General features: G+C 67.0%; 15 protein-coding genes. 13 read left to right on the top strand and 2 right to left on the bottom strand.

Annotation, left to right across the window (positions count from 1 at the left end):
* Positions 1-75: 75 nt before the first annotated feature.
* Together cycA and LC407_RS17770 are read left to right on the top strand one after the other, a co-directional pair.
* Positions 76-1,449, top strand: a complete 1,374-nt coding sequence (gene cycA, locus LC407_RS17775) for a D-serine/D-alanine/glycine transporter (RefSeq protein WP_080150650.1) — start codon at positions 76-78, stop codon at positions 1,447-1,449.
* Positions 1,450-2,141: 692 nt separating this feature from the next.
* Positions 2,142-2,918 carry a lytic transglycosylase domain-containing protein gene (locus LC407_RS17770; RefSeq protein WP_033830232.1) on the top strand — a complete coding sequence of 259 codons (777 nt, stop codon included), beginning with the start codon at positions 2,142-2,144 and terminating at the stop codon, positions 2,916-2,918.
* Positions 2,919-2,925: 7 nt separating this feature from the next.
* Here the strand turns inward: LC407_RS17770 and LC407_RS17765 are convergent, their stop codons facing one another.
* Positions 2,926-4,449: a hypothetical protein gene (locus LC407_RS17765; RefSeq protein ID WP_223483312.1), complete on the bottom strand. Its 1,524-nt coding sequence runs from the start codon at positions 4,447-4,449 to the stop codon at positions 2,926-2,928.
* Between the two features lie 174 nt (positions 4,450-4,623).
* Here LC407_RS17765 and LC407_RS17760 point away from each other — a divergent pair, with 174 nt between their 5' ends.
* Positions 4,624-6,705, top strand: a complete 2,082-nt coding sequence (locus LC407_RS17760) for an NHL repeat-containing protein (protein ID WP_223483311.1) — start codon at positions 4,624-4,626, stop codon at positions 6,703-6,705.
* On the opposite strand, the gene LC407_RS17755 is transcribed toward LC407_RS17760, so the two are convergent.
* Positions 6,683-7,090, bottom strand: a complete 408-nt coding sequence (locus LC407_RS17755; RefSeq protein ID WP_049464203.1) for a YciI family protein — start codon at positions 7,088-7,090, stop codon at positions 6,683-6,685. The genes LC407_RS17760 and LC407_RS17755 overlap by 23 nt on opposite strands.
* A 748-nt stretch (positions 7,091-7,838) precedes the next feature.
* Between LC407_RS17755 and LC407_RS17750 the strand changes: the two genes are divergently transcribed.
* From LC407_RS17750 to LC407_RS17705, 10 genes are all read left to right on the top strand, one after another.
* On the top strand, positions 7,839-8,255 hold the full coding sequence (locus tag LC407_RS17750) for a YciI family protein (protein ID WP_032977081.1): 417 nt from the start codon (positions 7,839-7,841) through the stop codon (positions 8,253-8,255).
* Positions 8,256-8,294: 39 nt separating this feature from the next.
* Positions 8,295-8,717, top strand: a complete 423-nt coding sequence (locus LC407_RS17745; RefSeq protein ID WP_025878381.1) for a VOC family protein — start codon at positions 8,295-8,297, stop codon at positions 8,715-8,717.
* 37 nt (positions 8,718-8,754) lie between these two features.
* Positions 8,755-9,165, top strand: a complete 411-nt coding sequence (locus LC407_RS17740) for a VOC family protein (RefSeq protein WP_025878382.1) — start codon at positions 8,755-8,757, stop codon at positions 9,163-9,165.
* Between the two features lie 24 nt (positions 9,166-9,189).
* Positions 9,190-9,546: a DUF1428 domain-containing protein gene (locus LC407_RS17735; protein WP_025878383.1), complete on the top strand. Its 357-nt coding sequence runs from the start codon at positions 9,190-9,192 to the stop codon at positions 9,544-9,546.
* Positions 9,547-9,591: 45 nt separating this feature from the next.
* Complete coding sequence (locus tag LC407_RS17730; RefSeq protein ID WP_032977077.1) at positions 9,592-10,854, top strand: RNA polymerase sigma factor; 1,263 nt, start codon at positions 9,592-9,594, stop codon at positions 10,852-10,854.
* Between the two features lie 107 nt (positions 10,855-10,961).
* Entirely contained in the window at positions 10,962-12,158 is a 1,197-nt protein-coding gene (locus LC407_RS17725) for a hypothetical protein (protein ID WP_025878385.1), read from the top strand.
* Positions 12,149-13,249, top strand: a complete 1,101-nt coding sequence (locus LC407_RS17720; protein WP_025878386.1) for a hypothetical protein — start codon at positions 12,149-12,151, stop codon at positions 13,247-13,249. The genes LC407_RS17725 and LC407_RS17720 overlap by 10 nt, the downstream gene beginning before the upstream one ends.
* A gap of 134 nt (positions 13,250-13,383) precedes the next feature.
* On the top strand, positions 13,384-14,058 hold the full coding sequence (locus LC407_RS17715; protein ID WP_025878387.1) for a hypothetical protein: 675 nt from the start codon (positions 13,384-13,386) through the stop codon (positions 14,056-14,058).
* 16 nt (positions 14,059-14,074) lie between these two features.
* Entirely contained in the window at positions 14,075-15,721 is a 1,647-nt protein-coding gene (locus tag LC407_RS17710) for a CsgG/HfaB family protein (RefSeq protein ID WP_025878388.1), read from the top strand.
* A 438-nt stretch (positions 15,722-16,159) separates the two neighbouring features.
* Positions 16,160-17,809, top strand: a complete 1,650-nt coding sequence (locus LC407_RS17705; protein WP_223483310.1) for a M28 family metallopeptidase — start codon at positions 16,160-16,162, stop codon at positions 17,807-17,809.
* Positions 17,810-18,033 lie beyond the last annotated feature (224 nt).

Genomic DNA, 18,033 nt, shown 5'->3' with positions numbered 1-18,033 from the left:
CTGGGCCGTCCGGCGCTGGCGTTGTGGCAGCGGGAGGACTAACGTCGAACGCTTCACCCGCCCCTTCCCGCGCCCATGACCGAGCCCGCCACGCCCCCCGAGCACCTGCGCCGCAGCCTGTCCAACCGCCACCTGCAACTGATCGCCATCGGCGGTGCCATCGGCACCGGCCTGTTCATGGGTTCGGGCAAGACCATCAGCCTGGCCGGCCCGTCCATCGTGTTCGTCTACCTGATCATCGGCGCGATGCTGTTCTTCGTGATGCGGGCGATGGGCGAGTTGCTGCTGTCCAACCTGCAGTACAAATCCTTCATCGATTTCTCCACCGATCTGCTTGGCCCATGGGCCGGGTTCTTCTGCGGGTGGACGTACTGGTTCTGCTGGATCGTCACCGCCATCGCCGACGTGATCGCCATCGCCGCCTATGCGCAGTTCTGGTTCCCGGGACTGGAAGCGTGGAAACCGGCGCTGGCCTGCGTGATGCTGCTGCTGTCGTTGAACCTGGTGACGGTGAAGCTGTTCGGCGAAATGGAGTTCTGGTTCGCGCTGATCAAGATCGTGGCGATCTGCGCGCTGATCATCACCGGTGCTGGACTGGTGGCGTGGGGCTTCACTTCGCCCAGCGGCCACACCGCATCGCTGTCGAACCTGTGGAATGACGGCGGCATGTTCCCGATGGGCCTGGTGGGTTTCTTCGCCGGTTTCCAGATCGCGGTGTTCGCCTTCGTCGGCATCGAGCTGGTGGGCACCACCGCTGCGGAAACGGCTGACCCCGAGCGCAACCTGCCCAAGGCGATCAACTCGATCCCCGTGCGCATCATCATCTTCTACGTGCTGGCGCTGATCGCGATCATGGCGGTGACCCCATGGCGCCAGGTGGTGCCGGACAAGAGCCCGTTCGTGCAGCTGTTCGTGCTGGCCGGCATTCCCGCCGCCGCCAGCCTGATCAACTTCGTGGTGCTGACCTCGGCCACGTCCTCGGCCAACAGCGGCATCTTCTCCACCAGCCGCATGCTGTATGGCCTGGCCGAGGAAGGCCACGCACCACGTGGCCTGTCCAAGCTCTCGCGCGCTGCAGTGCCGGCACGGGGCCTGCTGTTTTCCTGCCTGTGCCTGCTGGGCGGCACCCTGCTGATCTACCTGATCCCCAACCTGGTGACCGCCTTCACCCTGGTGACGACCCTGGCGACGGTGTTGTTCATCTTCGTCTGGTCGCTGATCCTGGTGGCCTACATGGTCTACCGCCGCCGCTACCCTGAGCGCCACGCGGCCTCGATCTTCAAGATGCCCGGTGGCGTGGCGATGTGCTGGGCCTGCCTGCTGTTCTTCGCCGCCGTGCTGGTGCTGCTGAGCCTGCAGGCCGACACCCGCCAGGCGCTGATCGCCAGCCCAGCGTGGTTCGTGCTGCTGGGCGCCGGTTATTGGCTGCGGCGGAAGATGGCGAGATAGTCAGCAAGACCCTCGCCAACAGATCCAACGGCCTCGGTGAGCCCCATCCACGCATGGGGCGTGGATCTACGTGTCGACCAAGGTCGACACCCACCAGCAGCCGCGGGAGATGGCGCAGTAGTCAGCAAGACCCTCGCCAACAGATCCAACGGCCCCGGTGAGTCTCATCCACGCATGGCGTGGATCTACGTGTCGACCAAGGTCGACACCCACCAACAGCCGCATGGTCGACATCCTTCAGCCGCCGCGGGAGATGGCGCAGTAGTCAGCAAGACCCTCGCCAACAGATCGAGCGGCCTCGGCGAGTCCCATCCACGCATGGCGTGGATCTACACGTGTCGACCAAGGTCGACACCCACCAGAAGCCGCGTGGTCGACACCCATCAACAGCCGCATGGTCGACACCCACCAACAGCAGCACAGAACACCGTTCCCAGATCGCGGAAATCTGTCGAAGGCGGGGTGGGTCCGGTTGCGGGGGCGTGAGCCGCATGGATGCGGCGACCGAGCTTACAGGGACGTACTTGCAGCGCCCCCCGCAACCGGACCCACCCCGCCTACCTTCAGGAAGCCAGCTTCTGCTGTTGCTTCGGCTGTTGCTGCGGCCGTTGCTTCTGCGGGTGCCGGGCGCCGCCCGGCCGAACCCCCCATTCACTCAGTGTTAGCGGCCGCGGCCGGATCATCCCGCCGCCATGTCCCTCCGTCCCGCCCTCGTCGCGCTGTTGTTGCTGTCTGGCCTGTGGCCAGGGCTGGCCGCTGCGCGCACGGTCTACCGCTGCGTGCAGGGCAACACCGTCAGCCTGGCCACCGCACCGGAGCCCGGCTCGCGCTGCACGCCGAAGGAGATCGAGGACAGCGCCGTGCAGACCCCCAACCTGTGGGGCAACATGGGCGTGTTCAGTGGCGTGCTGTACGAGCGCGAGCAGGACGGCAAGCTTGTCTATTCCACCCGCAACCTGCCCGGCTCGCGGGTGTTCCTGAAGTTCACCGTGGCCACACCGCCGGGCGAACCGGCGCATGAAGGCCTGGGCAAGGTCGGCAAGCCCCAGCTGGCCCAGCACGCAAAACAGTTCAAGGCGGCGGCCAAGGCCACCGGCGTGGACGATGCCTGGTTGCGGGCGATCGCCCACGCCGAAAGCAATTTCGACGCGCTGGCGGTGTCCAGCAAGGGCGCGCAGGGCGTGATGCAGCTGATGCCGGACACCGCGCTGGAATACGGCGTGCGCGACCCGTTCTCGCCGCAGCAGTCCATCGACGGCGGCGCCCGCTATATGCGCGCGCTGCTGCGCCGCTACAACGGCGACCGTCCGCTGGCAGCGGCGGCCTACAACGCCGGCATCGGTGCGGTGGCGCGCTACAAGGGCGTGCCACCGTATGCCGAAACCCTGGCCTACGTGGACAAGGTGATGGCCCTGTATACGCGCTACCGCGAAGCGATGGGCATCCGTATCGAAGTGCCGGCGAAATGACCGGCGATCAGCGCGATGTGGAAATGCTGTAGAGAGGGTAGCGTTCAATCCGGCCGACGCGGTTGATCGCGGCACGCACATCGGCACGCCGTTTCAGTTCGCGCCAGCGTTCGTCGGCCACCCGCTCCGCGGGCAGCGAGGGATACACGCGCATGTCCTGCAGGCTGAGCAGTGCGTCGGTGCGATCCTCTGCGGATTCCAGTTGGCTTATCAGCGCGGCTGCGGCGGCCTCCATGTCGCCTTCTTCAATCAGCAGTTCCATATGGATCTGGGGTGCGTCCTTGCGGTGGCTGACGATTTCCGCGCGCGCGGCCGCCGCTGCCGCCGGATCGTTGTTCTCGCGCGCATGCACGAAGGTCAGGTAGGCGCGCGCCGCAAGCCCGAAGGGCGACAGCCCGTCCATGCCTGCAAGCAGGGTGTCGCTCTCGCGTTCGTGGCCAGTGGCAGACAGCATGAAGGCCAGGTTCATGCGGTGCTCGGCCGCGTCCGGGCCAAGGGCACCGACCGCATCGGTCAGTCGTGCGGCCGCCACCGAGTCGTCGATGCGATCCAGCCGGCGCAGTGCCAGCGTGCGGTAGTCCAGCAGCCACGCCAGCCACGTTGCCTCCTGACCCGCAGGACGCTGGCCGGCACTGACCATCCGCGCCATGTCATCGGTGAACTGCACGATCTGCTCGTTCTCGCCCACCATCAGCTGGATGAAGCCGAACGCAGCCAGCTTGGCATTCAAGCGGCGGTCGAGCAGGCCCGACACGCGCAGGTCATCCAGCTTGCGCTGTGCCACCTGCTGCGGATCGAACCGCGGATCGCGGCGATCGACGTAGCGGTCGAAGCGCTTGTCGCTGCGCAATGCGATCACCTCCAACGGTGTATCGATGCGGGCAATCGTGGCAGCTGCCTCTGCGCTGCGGCCGTGCTCGACCTGCAATGTCGCCAGCACCAGCCAGAGGCCAGTGGGTTCAACGCCATCCCCCGTCCACTGGTTGTCGAACAGGCTCTTCAGCAGGGCCATGCGTTGAGCCGGCTGCGCACGCAGCGTGTACTGCAGGTAGCTGACGGTCTGCGTATCAACCTGCACGGGGGCATCTGCATGGGTGGCCGCTTGCAGCAGGTGTAGGGTTGCGGCGGCGGTGTTGTCCTCGGCCAGTTCCACCGATACCAGGGTGGCCAGCGTGGCCGGATCGTTCGGCAGCGCGGTCAGTGCCTGCTGCAGGTAGCGGCGGGCAACGCCGGGGGCATCCTGCATCAACGCGGTGGCACCGGCGATCTGCGCGTTGCGCCCACGCACGGCGGGCTCGAGACGGGCGAACAACGGATCGTCCATCAGCCGTTCGAATGCGATCATGGCACCCAGCATGTTGCCGCTGCCGGCCATCATCAACGCCGACTCCCACCGTTGCTGGTAGGCGGAAAAGGGGGTATCCGCGATCTCCTGCGCTGGCGCCTCGGGATGGGGCTCGACGGCGTGTGCAGATGCTGCCGCCAGCACGGTGAGCAGCAGCGCGGCGAGAGGCAGGGTAGGTCGGGACATGACGGCATCCATCCTTGGAAAGTGCGTTGATTTGAATGCGAAGTGCGTTGATTTGAACCCGCAAAGGGCTGCCACCACAAGCACCCCCGCATTTGCAGCGGCGCGGCCTTGGCAGCCGGGAGTGCAGCGACTATCGTCTGACCCTCTTCACGGTCTGGCAGGCGAACAGGAACGATGGCACGGCGGCATTGGATGGCGGCAGGCGTAGTGGTGGCAACAGCGGTGGCATTGGCGGCAACCTGGTGGGAGTTCCCCGCCTCCGGCCCGCAGGTGCCGGCTGGCCCTGTACCGACGCCGCTGGCGTGGACCGCACAGATCGAGCTGCTGGCCGGCGACGGTCATCCGGGTGATCGCGATGGCGCCTCGGCGCAGGCACGCTTTGCCGACCCCTACGCGCTGCTGGCCAGCGCCGATGGCAGCGTCTACTTCACCGATGCCGGTGACAACAACCGCATTCGCCGCCGCCTGCCCGATGGCCGTATTGAAACGGTAGCGGGGCAGAGCGAGGGTCGTGTTGATGGGCCTGCCCTGCAGGCAAGTTTCAACACGCCTTCGGGTATTGCCGCCGATGCGCAGGGCAATCTGTATGTGGCCGACACCGGCAATCATGCGATCCGGCGCGTCAGTACCGATGGACAGGTGACGACGCTGGCCGGTGGCCAGCAAGGCTTCGCCGATGGTCCTGCCGCGCAGGCGCGCTTCGATGGGCCGATGGGCATCGCCGTGGATGCGCAGGGACAGGTCTATGTGGCTGATACCTGGAATGACCGCATCCGGGTGATCGGTACCGATGGCAACGTGCGTACGTTGGCCGGCGGCGACCGCCCGGGCTTCGCCGATGCGCTTGGCGCTGACGCTCGTTTCGATACACCGGTGGCGCTGGCCTTCGATGCGCACGGCGCACTGCTGGTGGCCGATCTGTTCAACAACGCAGTGCGTCGCGTCGGCACCGATGGCATGGTCAGCACCGTCGTTGGCCGCGGGGAGGTCATCAATGGCCCGCTGTCACTGGCCACCACGCATGACGGCGTGCTGTACGTGGGTGACCTGGATGGACGCATCGTGCAGGTGACCCCGCAGGGGCATCAGCTGGCACTGCTGGGCAATGACCGCCTGCCACGCCTGGCGCGCCCCAGCGGTCTGGCGGTGGAGGCCGACGGCACTCTGCTGGTGGCCGATTCCGCGGCTTATCGCCTGCATCGCCTGCGCCCGTTGCCGGTGGGTGAACTGCCCGCACCGGCGCTGGTGGGCCCGGCCTCGGATGCGGCGCTGCCGGACAGTGGCGGGCGCTGGCCACTGGCACCGCAGGATGGCTGGCACGAAGTGGTGGGCACGCTCGGCGAGGTGCGCGGCACCTTCCAGGGTGAGAGCCGCCACCACCTGCACGGCGGCTTCGATGTGCGCGGCGATGTCGGCCAGACCGTACTGGCGATCGCCGAGGGCAAGATCAGCAGCCCGATTGCCGCCTGGAGCCTCGGTGGGCAGGCTGAGGGCCTGGCCGTGGACCGGTTGAAATACATCCACATGCGCGTCGGTCGCACGCCACGCGGCGAACCGTTCGACGCGCGCTGGCAGCCGCTGTACGCCGAAGACGGCACGCTGGAGCGCATCCGCGTGCGCCGTGGTACACGCATCCACGTCGGCGACCGCCTGGGCAGCATCAACAACCAGGCGCACGTGCACCTGGCCGTGGGCAATGGCGGTTTCGAGACCAATGCGGTGGCGCTGGGGTTCAAGGGCTATGCCGACCACTTCGCGCCGCGCATCACCGATGTGGCGCTGCTGGACGACAACGACCAGCCAATGGCCGCCGGCAGTGATGGCGTGGTGATGCTGGCCCGGCAGGGACGCGGCGTGCAGATCGTGGTGGAAGCCTGGGACCAGGTGGACAACAACCTGCCACGTCGCCGGCTGGGGCCATACCAGGTGGGCTACCAGATCCTCGATGCCGCCGGGCAGCCGCTGCAGGGCTACGAGCAGCCGCGCTGGAACATCGTCTTCAACCGCATGCCACCGCAGAAGCAGGCGGTGAAAGTGGCTTACGCACCCGACAGCGGCATCACCGTGCATGGCAGCGCGGTCACCCGCTTCCGTTATCTGGTGACCAACACCGTGCGCGATGGGCTGATGGAAACCGGGCGCTGGCAGCCGGCGGCGTTGCCGCCGGGCGAGTACATCGTGCGTGCCAGTGCGCGCGACTACAGCGGCAACGAAGGCGTGGGCCCGCGCGACATCAGGGTACGGCTGCTGCCATAGCCGCGGCCGGGGCGCCGCAGCGTTCGCGCTCGGCGTCCATGTCTTCCAGCGGCCGCACCTCGATGCTGCCGAAGCGGGCCCACGGGAAGCCCTGGGCGATACGCATGGCCTCATCGCGGTCACGGGCCACGATCAGGTTGAAGCCGGCCAGCAGTTCGCGGGTTTCGGCGAAGGGGCCATCGAGTACCCGGCTGTGGCCATCGCGCACGCGCAGGGTCTGCGCCGATTCGATCGGCTGCAGTTTCTGCGCGGCCAGCAACGTGCCTTCGGCCTGCAGTTTGTCGGCATGGGCGAGGCAGTCGCGCATCAACGTATTGAAGTCGTCGATGGGCAGTGTGCGCAGCAGTGACGGGTCGATGTAGATCAGAAGCAGGTACTGCTGCATGGCGGAGTCCTGGCGGGGGCGGGGGTCCATGATCGCGCAGGTTTGCGCGGGGGCATGCTGCACTGCGAAAGGCAGAGCGGGAAGCGCGCCTTCGGCGGGGATCGGCGAACGGCGGGGCCCCTCCGTGGTGGGGTTGGTCGTGAAGAGCTGCATCTCTGCGGGTTGGCCGGGCGGGTGGGCTGCGCAGGGGACGCCGTGAATACGTCCTTGTAGGCTCGGGCGCGCCATCCATGGCGCTTACGCCCCCGCGCAACCCACCCGCCCGGCCACGGACAGGTTCCTGCGGCATCCACCACGGGAAATCACAGGAAAAGGCAAAAGCGGGTCGCTCCGCTCGCAAAGCGAAGGCTGCCAGCCAACCGCTTTTGCTTTTGCTGTTGCTGTTGCTGTTGCTGTTGCTGTTGCTTCTGCCTTTTTTCTTGATCTTCCCGTGGTGGTTCGGCCACCGGAATCTGTCTGGGGCTGGGCGGGTGGGGTTGGCGGGGTATCCGCGCCATGGATGGCGCGGCTAAGCCTCCAGGGACGGATTCACGGCGTCCCCGCCAATCCCACCCGCCCAGCCTTCACTCGGAAACCCAGCTTTCAGCGACCAACCCCACCCCACCACGGAGGGGCCCCGCCGTTCGCCGATCCCCGCCGAAGGCGCGCTCTCCGCAGGAAAAATAATCTGCACGACGGTGTCGATTCTCGCGCCCCTGGTTCGTTGTAAGAGGGAAGGGCACGCACCCGCAGCCCAGCGGAGACCGCAATGAAAGTGATGGTGATCGTCAAAGCCAACGCCGATTCCGAAGCCGGGCGCATGCCCAGCGAACAGGAACTGGCCACCATGGGCGCCTACAACGAACAACTGGTGGCCGCCGGCATCATGCTCGCCGGGGAAGGCCTGCATGCCACCCAGCGCGGCCGGCGCGTCCATTTCGGCGGTGGTACGCCCCGGGTCGAGAGCGGCCCGTTCGGCCCGGCCGGCGAGCAGATCGCCGGGTTCTGGCTGTGGGACGTGCGCTCGCTGGACGAGGCCACCGAATGGGCCAGCCGTGCGCCCTTCGGCGCGGGCGGTGCGCTGGAGCTGCGCCCGTTGATTTCCGCCGAAGACTTCGGCGAAGCCTTCACCCCTGAATTACAGCAGCAGGAACAGCGTCTGCGTGAGCAGCTCGACCGTGCCTGAGCACGGCCGCGCATTCATCCCATCCTACGGAGCATTCCCATGAAACTGATTCCCTTCCTCGGCTTCAGCGGCCAGGCCCACGACGCAATGGCGTTCTATGCCAAGGCACTTGGCGGCCAGGTCACGTCGGAGATGAAGTACCGCGACATGCCGCCGTCCGACGGCTCGCCGGGCTGCAATGAAATGCCGGCCGACACCCTCGACCATGTGGCCCACAGCCAGCTGGAGATCGGCGCGGCGATCCTGATGGCAGCCGATGGTCCCGGCGGCGGCGAGGGTGGCTCGACCACCATCAACGTCGACGTGGACAGCATCGAAGAAGCCGAGCGCGTTTTCGCGGCGCTGGCCGAGGGTGGCCAGGTGCAGATGCCGATCGCCGAAACCTTCTGGGCCCACCGCTGGGGCATGTTGACCGACCGCTACGGCAAGCCGTGGATGGTCAACTGCATGAAGCAGCCCTGATTTTCCTTTTCTCCATCCTTCGCAGGGAACCGCACCGATGAGTACACCGCAACCGCAGATGATCTTCGTCAACCTGCCCGTGCAGGATCTGGAAAAAGCCAAGGCGTTCTTCGCCGCGCTGGGCTACAGCTTCAACCCGGCCTTCACCGACGAGAACGCCGCCTGCATGGTGGTCAGCGAGAGCATCTTCGTGATGCTGCTGGTCAAGCCGTTCTTCCAGCAGTTCACCACCAAGGGCATCGCCGATGCGCATGCGCAGACCGAGGTGATCACCTGCCTGTCGGCTGACAGCCGCAAGGCGGTGGACGCCATGGTGGACAAGGCGTTGGCCGCCGGTGCCAGCGAACCGCAGCCGGCGCGCGACTACGGCTTCATGTACCAGCGCGGCTTCCAGGACCTGGATGGGCATCTCTGGGAAATCGCACACATGGACGGCGAGCCGGGCTGAGCGGCCGCCGCAGGGAGAATCCCCATGGCTTACGTGGATGCTTACGTATTGCCGTGCCCGCAGGACAAGGTGGCGGCCTATCGCCGCCTTGCCCGCCAGGCCGGCGCAGTGTGGAAGGACCATGGCGCGCTGCAGTACATGGAATGCGTGGCCGATGACGTGCAACCCGGAAAATCGACCTCGTTCCCGCAGGCGGTGAAGCTCAAGCCGGGCGAAACGGTGATCGTGGCCTTCGTGGTGTTCCGCACGCGTGCCGCGCGCGACCGCATCAACAAGAAGGTGATGGCCGACCCGCGGCTGGCGCATATCGGCCCGAAGGACATGCCGTTCGATACCAAGCGCATGTTCTGGGGCGGCTTCAAGCCGATCGTGGAAGCGTGAACGCCGGCGCTTGTGCGGGCCGGGCCCGCATGCTGTGATCGGCGCATGCACGAGCCCGCCCTGAGCCAGCGCCTGGACACCCTCTGGCGGATGGAATCGCCAGTGTTGATCGCGCGCCTGGCGCGCCTGCTCGGCGGCGATGTCGGTCGTGCCGAAGAGCTGGCCCAGGACACCTGGCTGGCCGCGCTGGAGCGTTGGCCGGTGCAGGGCATCCCGGACAATCCTGGAGCCTGGCTGATGACCACCGCGCGCAACCGCGCCATCGATGTGCTGCGCCAGCACCGTCGGGTGGCGCAGCAGCATGCGCAATGGGGGGAGGAACTGCATCCGGCCGCATTGCCCGCGCCCGACGACAGCCAGGCGCTGGAAGACGACATCGGCGATGACCTGCTGCGGCTGATGTTCGTGGCCTGCCATCCAGTCCTGCCTGCCGACGCGCGGGTGGCGCTGAGCCTGCGCCTGCTGGGCGGGCTGACCACGACCGAGATCGCCCGCGCGTTCCTGCAGCCGGAGCCGACCATCGCCCAGCGCATCGTACGTGCCAAGCGCACGCTGGCGCAGAAGCAGATCCCCTACGAAGTGCCGCGTGCCGATGCATTGCCGGAGCGACTGGCCTCGGTGCTGGAGGCGATCTACCTGGTGTTCAACGAAGGCTATGCAGCCAGTGCAGGCGACGACTGGATGCGACCGGCGCTGTGCGCCGAGGCGCTGCGGCTGGCGCGCATCCTCGCCCATCGCATGCCGGTGCCGCCGGTACTGGGCCTGTTGGCGCTGATGGAACTGCAGGCCTCGCGCGCGGCGGCACGGGTGGATGCGCAGGGTGCGCCGATCCTGCTGGACCAGCAGAACCGGGCGCGCTGGGACTGGCTGCAGATCGAACGCGGCCAGCAGGCACTGGCGCGTGCGGTGTCGGCGGGTGGCGGCGATGACCCCTATGTGCTGCAGGCGCGGATCGCCTTCTGCCATGCCAGTGCGCGGCGTGCCGAAGACACCGACTGGGCGCGCATCGCTGCACTGTATGCGCAGCTGCTGCAGGTAATGCCATCGCCGGTGGTGGCATTGAACCGGGTGGTGGCGGTGTCGCGCAGCGAAGGCGCGTTCGCGGCATGGGCACTATTGCAGCCGCTGCTGGATGAGCCACGCCTGCAGGGCTACGCACCGCTGATGGTGGTGCGCGGCGAACTGCTGCAGCAGTTGGGGCGGGAGCAGGACGCGCGTGACGCATTCGCCTCGGCAGCGGCGTTGAGCCAGAACCAGGCAGAGCGGACCCTGCTGCGGCAACGGGCCGGCCTGCCGCAGGAAAATTGAAGCCGACAAGGTCAGCACTTGTCGGTTTGCCCCGGAGCGGCTATGTTTCGCGCCCAGCGGGCGTGTTCGCGCCTGTCATTCGTGTGTCGTGACCGAGGAGCGGTTGGATGTTTTCAAGGACGAAGAGCGCACCGCGCGCTTTTGCGCGCCTGCTTGCCTATGCCCTGTGCCTGGCCGTATGGCCGTTGGCCAGCCAGGCCGCAGACAAATCGCAGCAGGCCTACTGGGCCGGCTTTGCCTATACCGCTGACGCCGCCGCCGTACAGGCGACCACCCCGCACGCGCATGCCGTGCTGGAAAAGCGTGGCCTGATTCCGCTCAACCAGACCCTGGCACAGGCGCTCAAGCGCCGCGCGCCGGCCAACCTGGAACTGATCGACCAGCCGGTGGCGATGCTCGATGGCACCACCAGTGCCGTGGTGCTGGCCGCTGCGCTGGACCGCGAGCTGGTATCGGTCGAACCGATCGGCGACCAGTACAAGGTGCTGGTGGAAGTGGCACTGCAGGCGCTGTTCTTCGATTTCCGCGAGCGCCAGGTGATCGCCTCCTATCCGCTTACCCTGCAGCGCATCGACGTGCAGGAGTACCGCCCGGACAGCGACGATATCGACGCGATCGTCGCCGATCTGCTGTACGGCGGTGCCGATACCAGCCTGTCGCAGGTGCTGGCCACCACCCTGGCCCAGGCCAAGCTGCCGGAAGCGGCCACGCGTCGCCTGCAGGTGGGTGCGGTGACCTTGTCCGACGCCACGCTGGCCAAGCTGCCCGACCCGAAGTGGGCCGGTCCGCTGCGCGCCACGCTGGCACACGAACTGTCCAAGACGCTGTCGTCCAATACCGGTGTCGGCCTGCTGCCGCCGGCCTCGGGCCAGGCGATCGGCGGTGCCATGGCCGCGCGCTTTGCCGACGGCAAGGTCTACCAGCTGAAGATCCCCGAGGCCGACTACGTCATCAGCCTGCAGGTGGATGCGCTGAAGAACGGCGTCATCAGTGAAACGCCGGCGATGAAGACGATGCTGTTCGGCGCGTTCTTCACCGCCAAGGTCACCGAGCCGTTCTCCGGCAAGGTGTACTTCGAACAGCCGCTGCGCAAGGGCGCCACCAAGGTGGTGCCGGTCACGCAGTGGCAGGTCGACCAGTGGTCGGCCAGCTACGAAACCCTGCTGGCCGGCTTCGATGCCTTCGCCGGCGCCGCCGCCAAGCGTGCCGATTCGCGCGCCTGGCTGGACGAGCAGAAGCCCGGCGGACGCCCGCTGCAGCAACAGACCCAAGCCCTCCAGGAGTTGATCAAATCATGTCGCTGATGCGTACCATCCTGCTCATCCTCATCGCCCTGGCGGTGGCCTCGCCGGTCGCCGCGCAGACTGCCAGCTCGCGCGGTACCGGTTCGGCCAGCTACAGCCTGCGCCTGAGTGCCGATACCCGTGCGCAGGCCCTGAACAAGGCCAAGGCCAATGCACTGGAGGCGTACATCGCCGAATCCGGTGCGGCCAAGCTGCGCCTGTTCGAATCGCGTCGCGCCGAGTTCCTCGGTGAAATCGACCGCTACGTGCTCAGCGCCGTGCAGCTGTCGGACAACGAAGACAAGAAGGCCAAGACCTACAGCGTCACCGTCCGCGCCGAAATCAACACCACCCTGCTGCAGACCAAGCTGGATGCCGGTTCGGCCGTGGCCGGTGCCACCGCCGCACAGCGCTCGCTGCTGACCTTCCTGTTCATGGCGCGCTCGCAGGACACCGTGCAGTCGTTCCAGGACAAGGAATACCGCCGCGTCGACGCCAGCAGCAGCTACAGCGAGAACACCCGTGAGGGCGACAGCTTCCGCGGCAACTCGGTCAGCACCAACGGCAGCATCAACCAGAACGGCTCGGTGTCGGTCACCAGCGGCGGCAGCACCACCGCCCGCAGCGACAACATCAGCTGGAAGGTGGCCAACGCCGCCGAAGTCAACACGGCCATGACCGGTGCCTTCAGCGCCGCCGGCTACGAAGTGGTTGAAGCCGAATACGTGGAAGGCGAGTCGCGCGGCCTGCTCAGCATCGAGCGCATCCGCAAGGACTTCAGCACCGGCAACGATCTCTCCGCGGCCACCCTGCGCGATACCGCCAACGGCATCCGTGCGGCGAACATCCCGTACATCGCCGTCGGCACCCTCGACGTCGGCATGCGCGACCGTGATCCGGCCAGCGGCAACACCCGCGTGTTCGTCACTGTCACCGGCAAGGTGCTGGACGTGACCGGTCGCTTCCCGCGCACCGTGTCGTCGGTGGGCCCGGTGCAGTTCTCCGGTACCGGCCCGAACGAAACCGTCGCCCGCACCAATGCACTGCAGCTGGCTGCCGAAAAGGCCGCCCAGCAGATGATCAACGAACTGAACGTCAAGGCGGTCCGCTGACGTTACCGCTGCGCTCGCCGGGCATGGCCCGGCGTTACCGGCCCTGGTGGGTGCCGAGCGTGCTCGGCACTGACCCGCTGCTATCCCCGATCCCGCGCGCCGCATTGCGGCCGTCTCTCCCAAAGGACTCTTCCATGATCCGTAATACCGCTCTCGTCGTTGCCATCGCGGCCGCCACCCTGTCGATGCCGGCCCACGCCCAGTTCGGCAAGCTGAAGGACCTGGCCGGTGGTGCCACCGGCAGCTCCAGCAGCAGCGCCAGCGCTGCCGCCCCGGACGAAGCCGCGCAGGAAGCGCTGGTCCGTCGTTTCGTCAGCTCGCAGTCGCACTCGCTGCAGGCACAGACCTCCTTCGCCCGTGCCTTCGGCCTGGCCGAGCAGGTGCAGCTGCTGGAAGCCGAGCGCCAGGCGCTGTCGTCCGGTTCGGTGAACGTCGATGCGATGAAGAAGTCGGTGTCGGTCAGCGAAGCCGCCCAGGCCGCCATCGACGAGCGCCAGGCCGCACAGCCGGAACTGAACGCTGAATCCAAGCAGCACTACGCCGAAGGCCTGGTCTCGCTGCTGGCCTCGGCTGCCGAAGCACAGAAGCTGAGCGGCGAAGCCAGCGGCTTTGCGGCCGGCATGAAGAACCTGGGCGCCACCCAGATGGCCACCGTTGGCCGCAAGCTGGCCGCCGGTGCCTGGGTTGCCAAGGAATCGCCGGGCTTCATCAAGGGTCTGTACGGCTCGACCAAGTCGGCTGTGACCTTCGCCAAGAAGAGCAAGGTGAAGGTGCCGTCCAACGCCGATTCGATGCTGGATTCGCTCTGATACGAGGCAGCTCCGCATGCGTACGACGACTCGATTGATCGGCCTGGGCCTGGCAGCGGCCCTGCTGGCAGCCTGCGGCAAGCAGGATGCACCGGCAGAAACCGCTCCGGCCAAGGACAAGGCTGCCAGTGCACTGGCCAGCAATGCGCCGGTGCAGGAAGCGCCCCTGCGTGGCACGCCGGATTTCGGCGGCACCACCCAGGTCGCGCGTGAAGCCGACGGTATCGGCAGCACCCCGGAACTGGCGGTGCTGGCGGCATTGCAGTCGGCCGTGGCCCAGGTCAACGGCGTACGCGTGGCCAGCCAGATGCAGAGCCTGCGCGCAGGCCTGCATGTGGACGTGGACGGTGAACACGTCGGCGATATCCGCGCCGACGCGTTCTCCCAGCAGATGATTGCCGGCTCGCAGGGCGCGGTGCTGGGCTATGAAATCCTCTCGCAGGATGAAGTGAGCCAGCTCGACGAAGAAACCATCGCCCGCGTGCGCGCCAGCGACGAAGGCTGGAGCTTCAAGGGGTCGGCCTCGGCCAGCGCTTCCGGCGAAGCTTCCGCCAAGGGCGGCTCGGCGTCGGCCAGCGTCAAGGAAAACTACGAGGAGCAGGTGAAGGTAGACGCCAAGCGCGGTGCCAGCTCCTTCGATTCGGATGTCACCCGGCGCAGCATGCGCAGCTACTGGAAGGTGCGTGTCCGCGCGCAGATTGCCCAGTACCGTGCACCTGACGAAGAAGGCAAGCCGAAGATCGTGGTGGCCCTGCCGCGCACCAAGTCGGGCAGCTATGCCGTTGGCGATGGCCGGGTGAACGCCGACGAGGTCGCCCAGGCGATCCGCGCGCGGCTGTCCGACACGCTTACCCAGACCCAGCGTTTCATCGTGCTGGACCGCGAGTTCGGCGACGAACTGCAGGCCGAGATCGACCACATCAACAGTGGCAACGTGCGCCTGCAGGACACCGCGCGCGTTGGCCAGCAGCTGGCGACCGACCTGATCCTGATTCCGACCATCGAACGGTTCGAGTACCCGCGCAGCGTGCGCAACCTGCGCATGTCCGATCGCCAGGTGACCTCGTATTCCGGTGGCGGCCGCATCACCCTGCGCCTGGTCAATGCCACCACCGGCCAGGTGGTGATGTCCGACAGCTTCGACCATCAGTTGGCCTCGACCGGCCCCAGCACGCTGCCGCGCGTGGTCAATGGCCGCAGCATGGCCGCCTCGATGATGGACTCGCTGTCCGGGCAGATCGGCAGCACGATCGTCACCACGCTGTTCCCGGTGTCGGTGGTGTCTGTCGATGGCGACCAGGTGGTGCTGAGCCAGGGCGGTGACACCGTGCAGGTCGGCCAGCGCTGGCAGGCCGTGCGCCTGGGCGAAGAGCTGAAGGACCCGCAGACCGGCCGTTCGCTCGGCCGCAGCGAGCATCCGTGCTGCACCATCCGCATCGACCGCGTTGCCGCGCAGACGTCCTACGGCACCCTGGAAGAGGGCGTCGACGCGATGCGCGGTGGTTTCCGCCCCGGCCAGATCGAACTGCGCCAGAAGCTGGGCAGCAAGCCCAAGGCCGCCGCCGGCGCAACCGCATCGGCCGCCCCGGCCGCCGCAGCGCGCCCGGCCAGCAAGCCGAAGCCCAAGCCCGCCGCCGCCCCGGCCGAAGACCCGAACTGGTAAGACACCTCGGTAATGCACAGATGGGGTCAGAGCTCTTTCCCACCGGGAAAGGGATCTGACCCCTTCTTGTTTCTGCTCATCCACGCATGGCGTGGATCTACTGTGTCGACCAAGGTCGACATCTACCAACAGCGGCGATACCACCAACAGCGTTACCAACAGCAGCGGGAAACTGTCGAAGGCGGGGTGGGGCAGCGTGCGGGGGCGTGAGCCGCATGGATGCGGCGACCGAGCTTACATGGACGTACTTGCAGCGCCCCCCGCACGCTGACGTGCCCCGCCTACCCTCAGGAAACCTGCTTCCGCTGTTGCCTGGGCTGTTGCTGTTGAGGTTGCCGGCCAGCGGCCGGCACTACCGCGGCTGCCGGGTGCAGGGCGCAGCCCTGCCGAACCTCTTACCCCTTACACTCCAGAACGATTTCCCTGCTGGAGAGAGCAATGAAGCGAGTAGTACTGGGCGTGCTGGCCCTGTCGGTGTCGAGCGCACTGATGGCGGCCACCCCGAAATTCGATGGCGCGCGGATCTCCGCCGACGTCAAGGAACTGGCCTCCGACGCCTACGAAGGCCGCTCCCCGGCCACCGCCGGCGAACAGAAGACCATCGCCTTCCTCAGCAAGCAGTTCGCCGACGCCGGCCTGCAGCCCGGCGGCGACCTGAAGGACGGCAAGCGCCTGTGGACCCAGGCCGTGCCGCTGCGCAAGGGCGACATCGTCGGCACCCCGCAGCTGTCGCTGCAGCAGGGCGGCAAGACCATCGCGCTGGAGCAGGGCAAGCAGATCGCCGTGCGTGCAGCCATGAACGGTGCGACCAGCGTGGATATCAGCAAGGCACCGCTGGTGTTCCTCGGTTACGGCGTAAAGGCGCCGGAGCGCAACTGGGACGACTTCAAGGGCGTGGACCTGAAAGGCAAGATCGCCGTCGTGCTGATCAACGACCCGGACTTCGAAACCGGCAAGGGCGACTTCGACGGCAAGGGCATGACCTGGTATGGCCGTTGGCCGTACAAGTACGAAGAAGGCGCACGCCAGGGCGCACTCGGTGTGCTGATCGTGCATGAGACCGCCCCGGCGTCGTATGGCTGGGCCACGGTGGCCGGCTCCAACACCAACACCATGTTCGACGTGGTGCGCGACAATCCGGCTGACAGCCATCCGCTGCTGGAAGGCTGGATCCAGCGCGATCTGGCAGTGGAACTGTTCCGCTCGGCCGGGCAGGATTTCGAGGCGCTGAAGAAGAAGGCGCAGCAGCGTGACTTCACCCCGGTGCCGCTGACCGGTGCCAGCCTGGATGCGAAGTACGCGGTGAAGACCGAAGTGATCACCTCGCACAACGTGGCCGCGCGCCTGGAAGGCAGCACGCATCCGGACGAGACCGTCATCTACAGCGCGCATTGGGACCACATCGGCGTGGGCGAGCCCGACGCACGCGGCGACCGCATCTTCAACGGCGCGCTGGACAACGCCAGCGGCACCGCCTCGCTGATCGAACTGGCGCGTGGCTTCGCCAAGGCACCGCGTCCGCAGCGTTCGGTCGTGTTCCTGGCGGTAACCGCCGAGGAGAAGGGCCTGCTGGGTTCGGAGTACTACGCAACGCACCCGCTGTACCCGCTGGAAAAGACCGTGGCGATGATCAACATGGACGGCATGGCGCCGTTCGGCCCGTCGCGCGATTTCGGCATCTACGGCGCGGCGCGCTTCGAGCTGCTGGACCAGTTGAAGGGCGTGGCCAAGGGCTGGGACATCCGCTACACGCCGGACCCGAAGCCGGAAGCCGGCCTGTTCTTCCGCTCCGACCACTTCCCGTTCGCCAAGCGTGGCGTGCCCGCGCTGTCCTGGTCGGCCGGGCAGGACTGGGTGGACGGTGGCGTCGCGGCGGGCAAGAAGGCGTCCGAGGACTACACCGCCAAGCGTTACCACCAGCAGGGCGACGAGTGGCAGCCGGACTGGGTGTTTGCAGGCGCTGCGCGCGACCTGGAAGTGCTGTACACCCTGGGCAACCAGCTGGCTAATTCGCGCAGCTGGCCGAACTGGAGCAAGGACGAGGCGTTCCGCGCCGTGCGTGACGCCAGCGCCGACCAGCGCAGATAACGGAATGCGCCGGGCTCACCCGGCGCCTCCCCGGTTGCCGGCCGCTGGCCGGCAACCCGGTGATGCCTGGTAGTGCCGGCCACTGGCCGGCAACCCTGTGATGTCTGGTAGTGCCGGCCGCTGGCCGGCAACCCGGTGATGCTTCCGGAAGCGATGGGGAGCCGGCCAGCGGCCGGCACTACCAGAACCGGTTCCATCCACCCTTTCCCGGTCTTCGTCGCACA

Origin of the sequence: Stenotrophomonas sp. OVS01A, from assembly GCF_019969775.1 — a bacterium.
Lineage (GTDB): Bacteria > Pseudomonadota > Gammaproteobacteria > Xanthomonadales > Xanthomonadaceae > Stenotrophomonas > Stenotrophomonas indicatrix.
The sequence above is the reverse complement of the archived record's forward strand: the minus strand, read 5'-3'. Positions and strand labels throughout refer to the sequence as shown.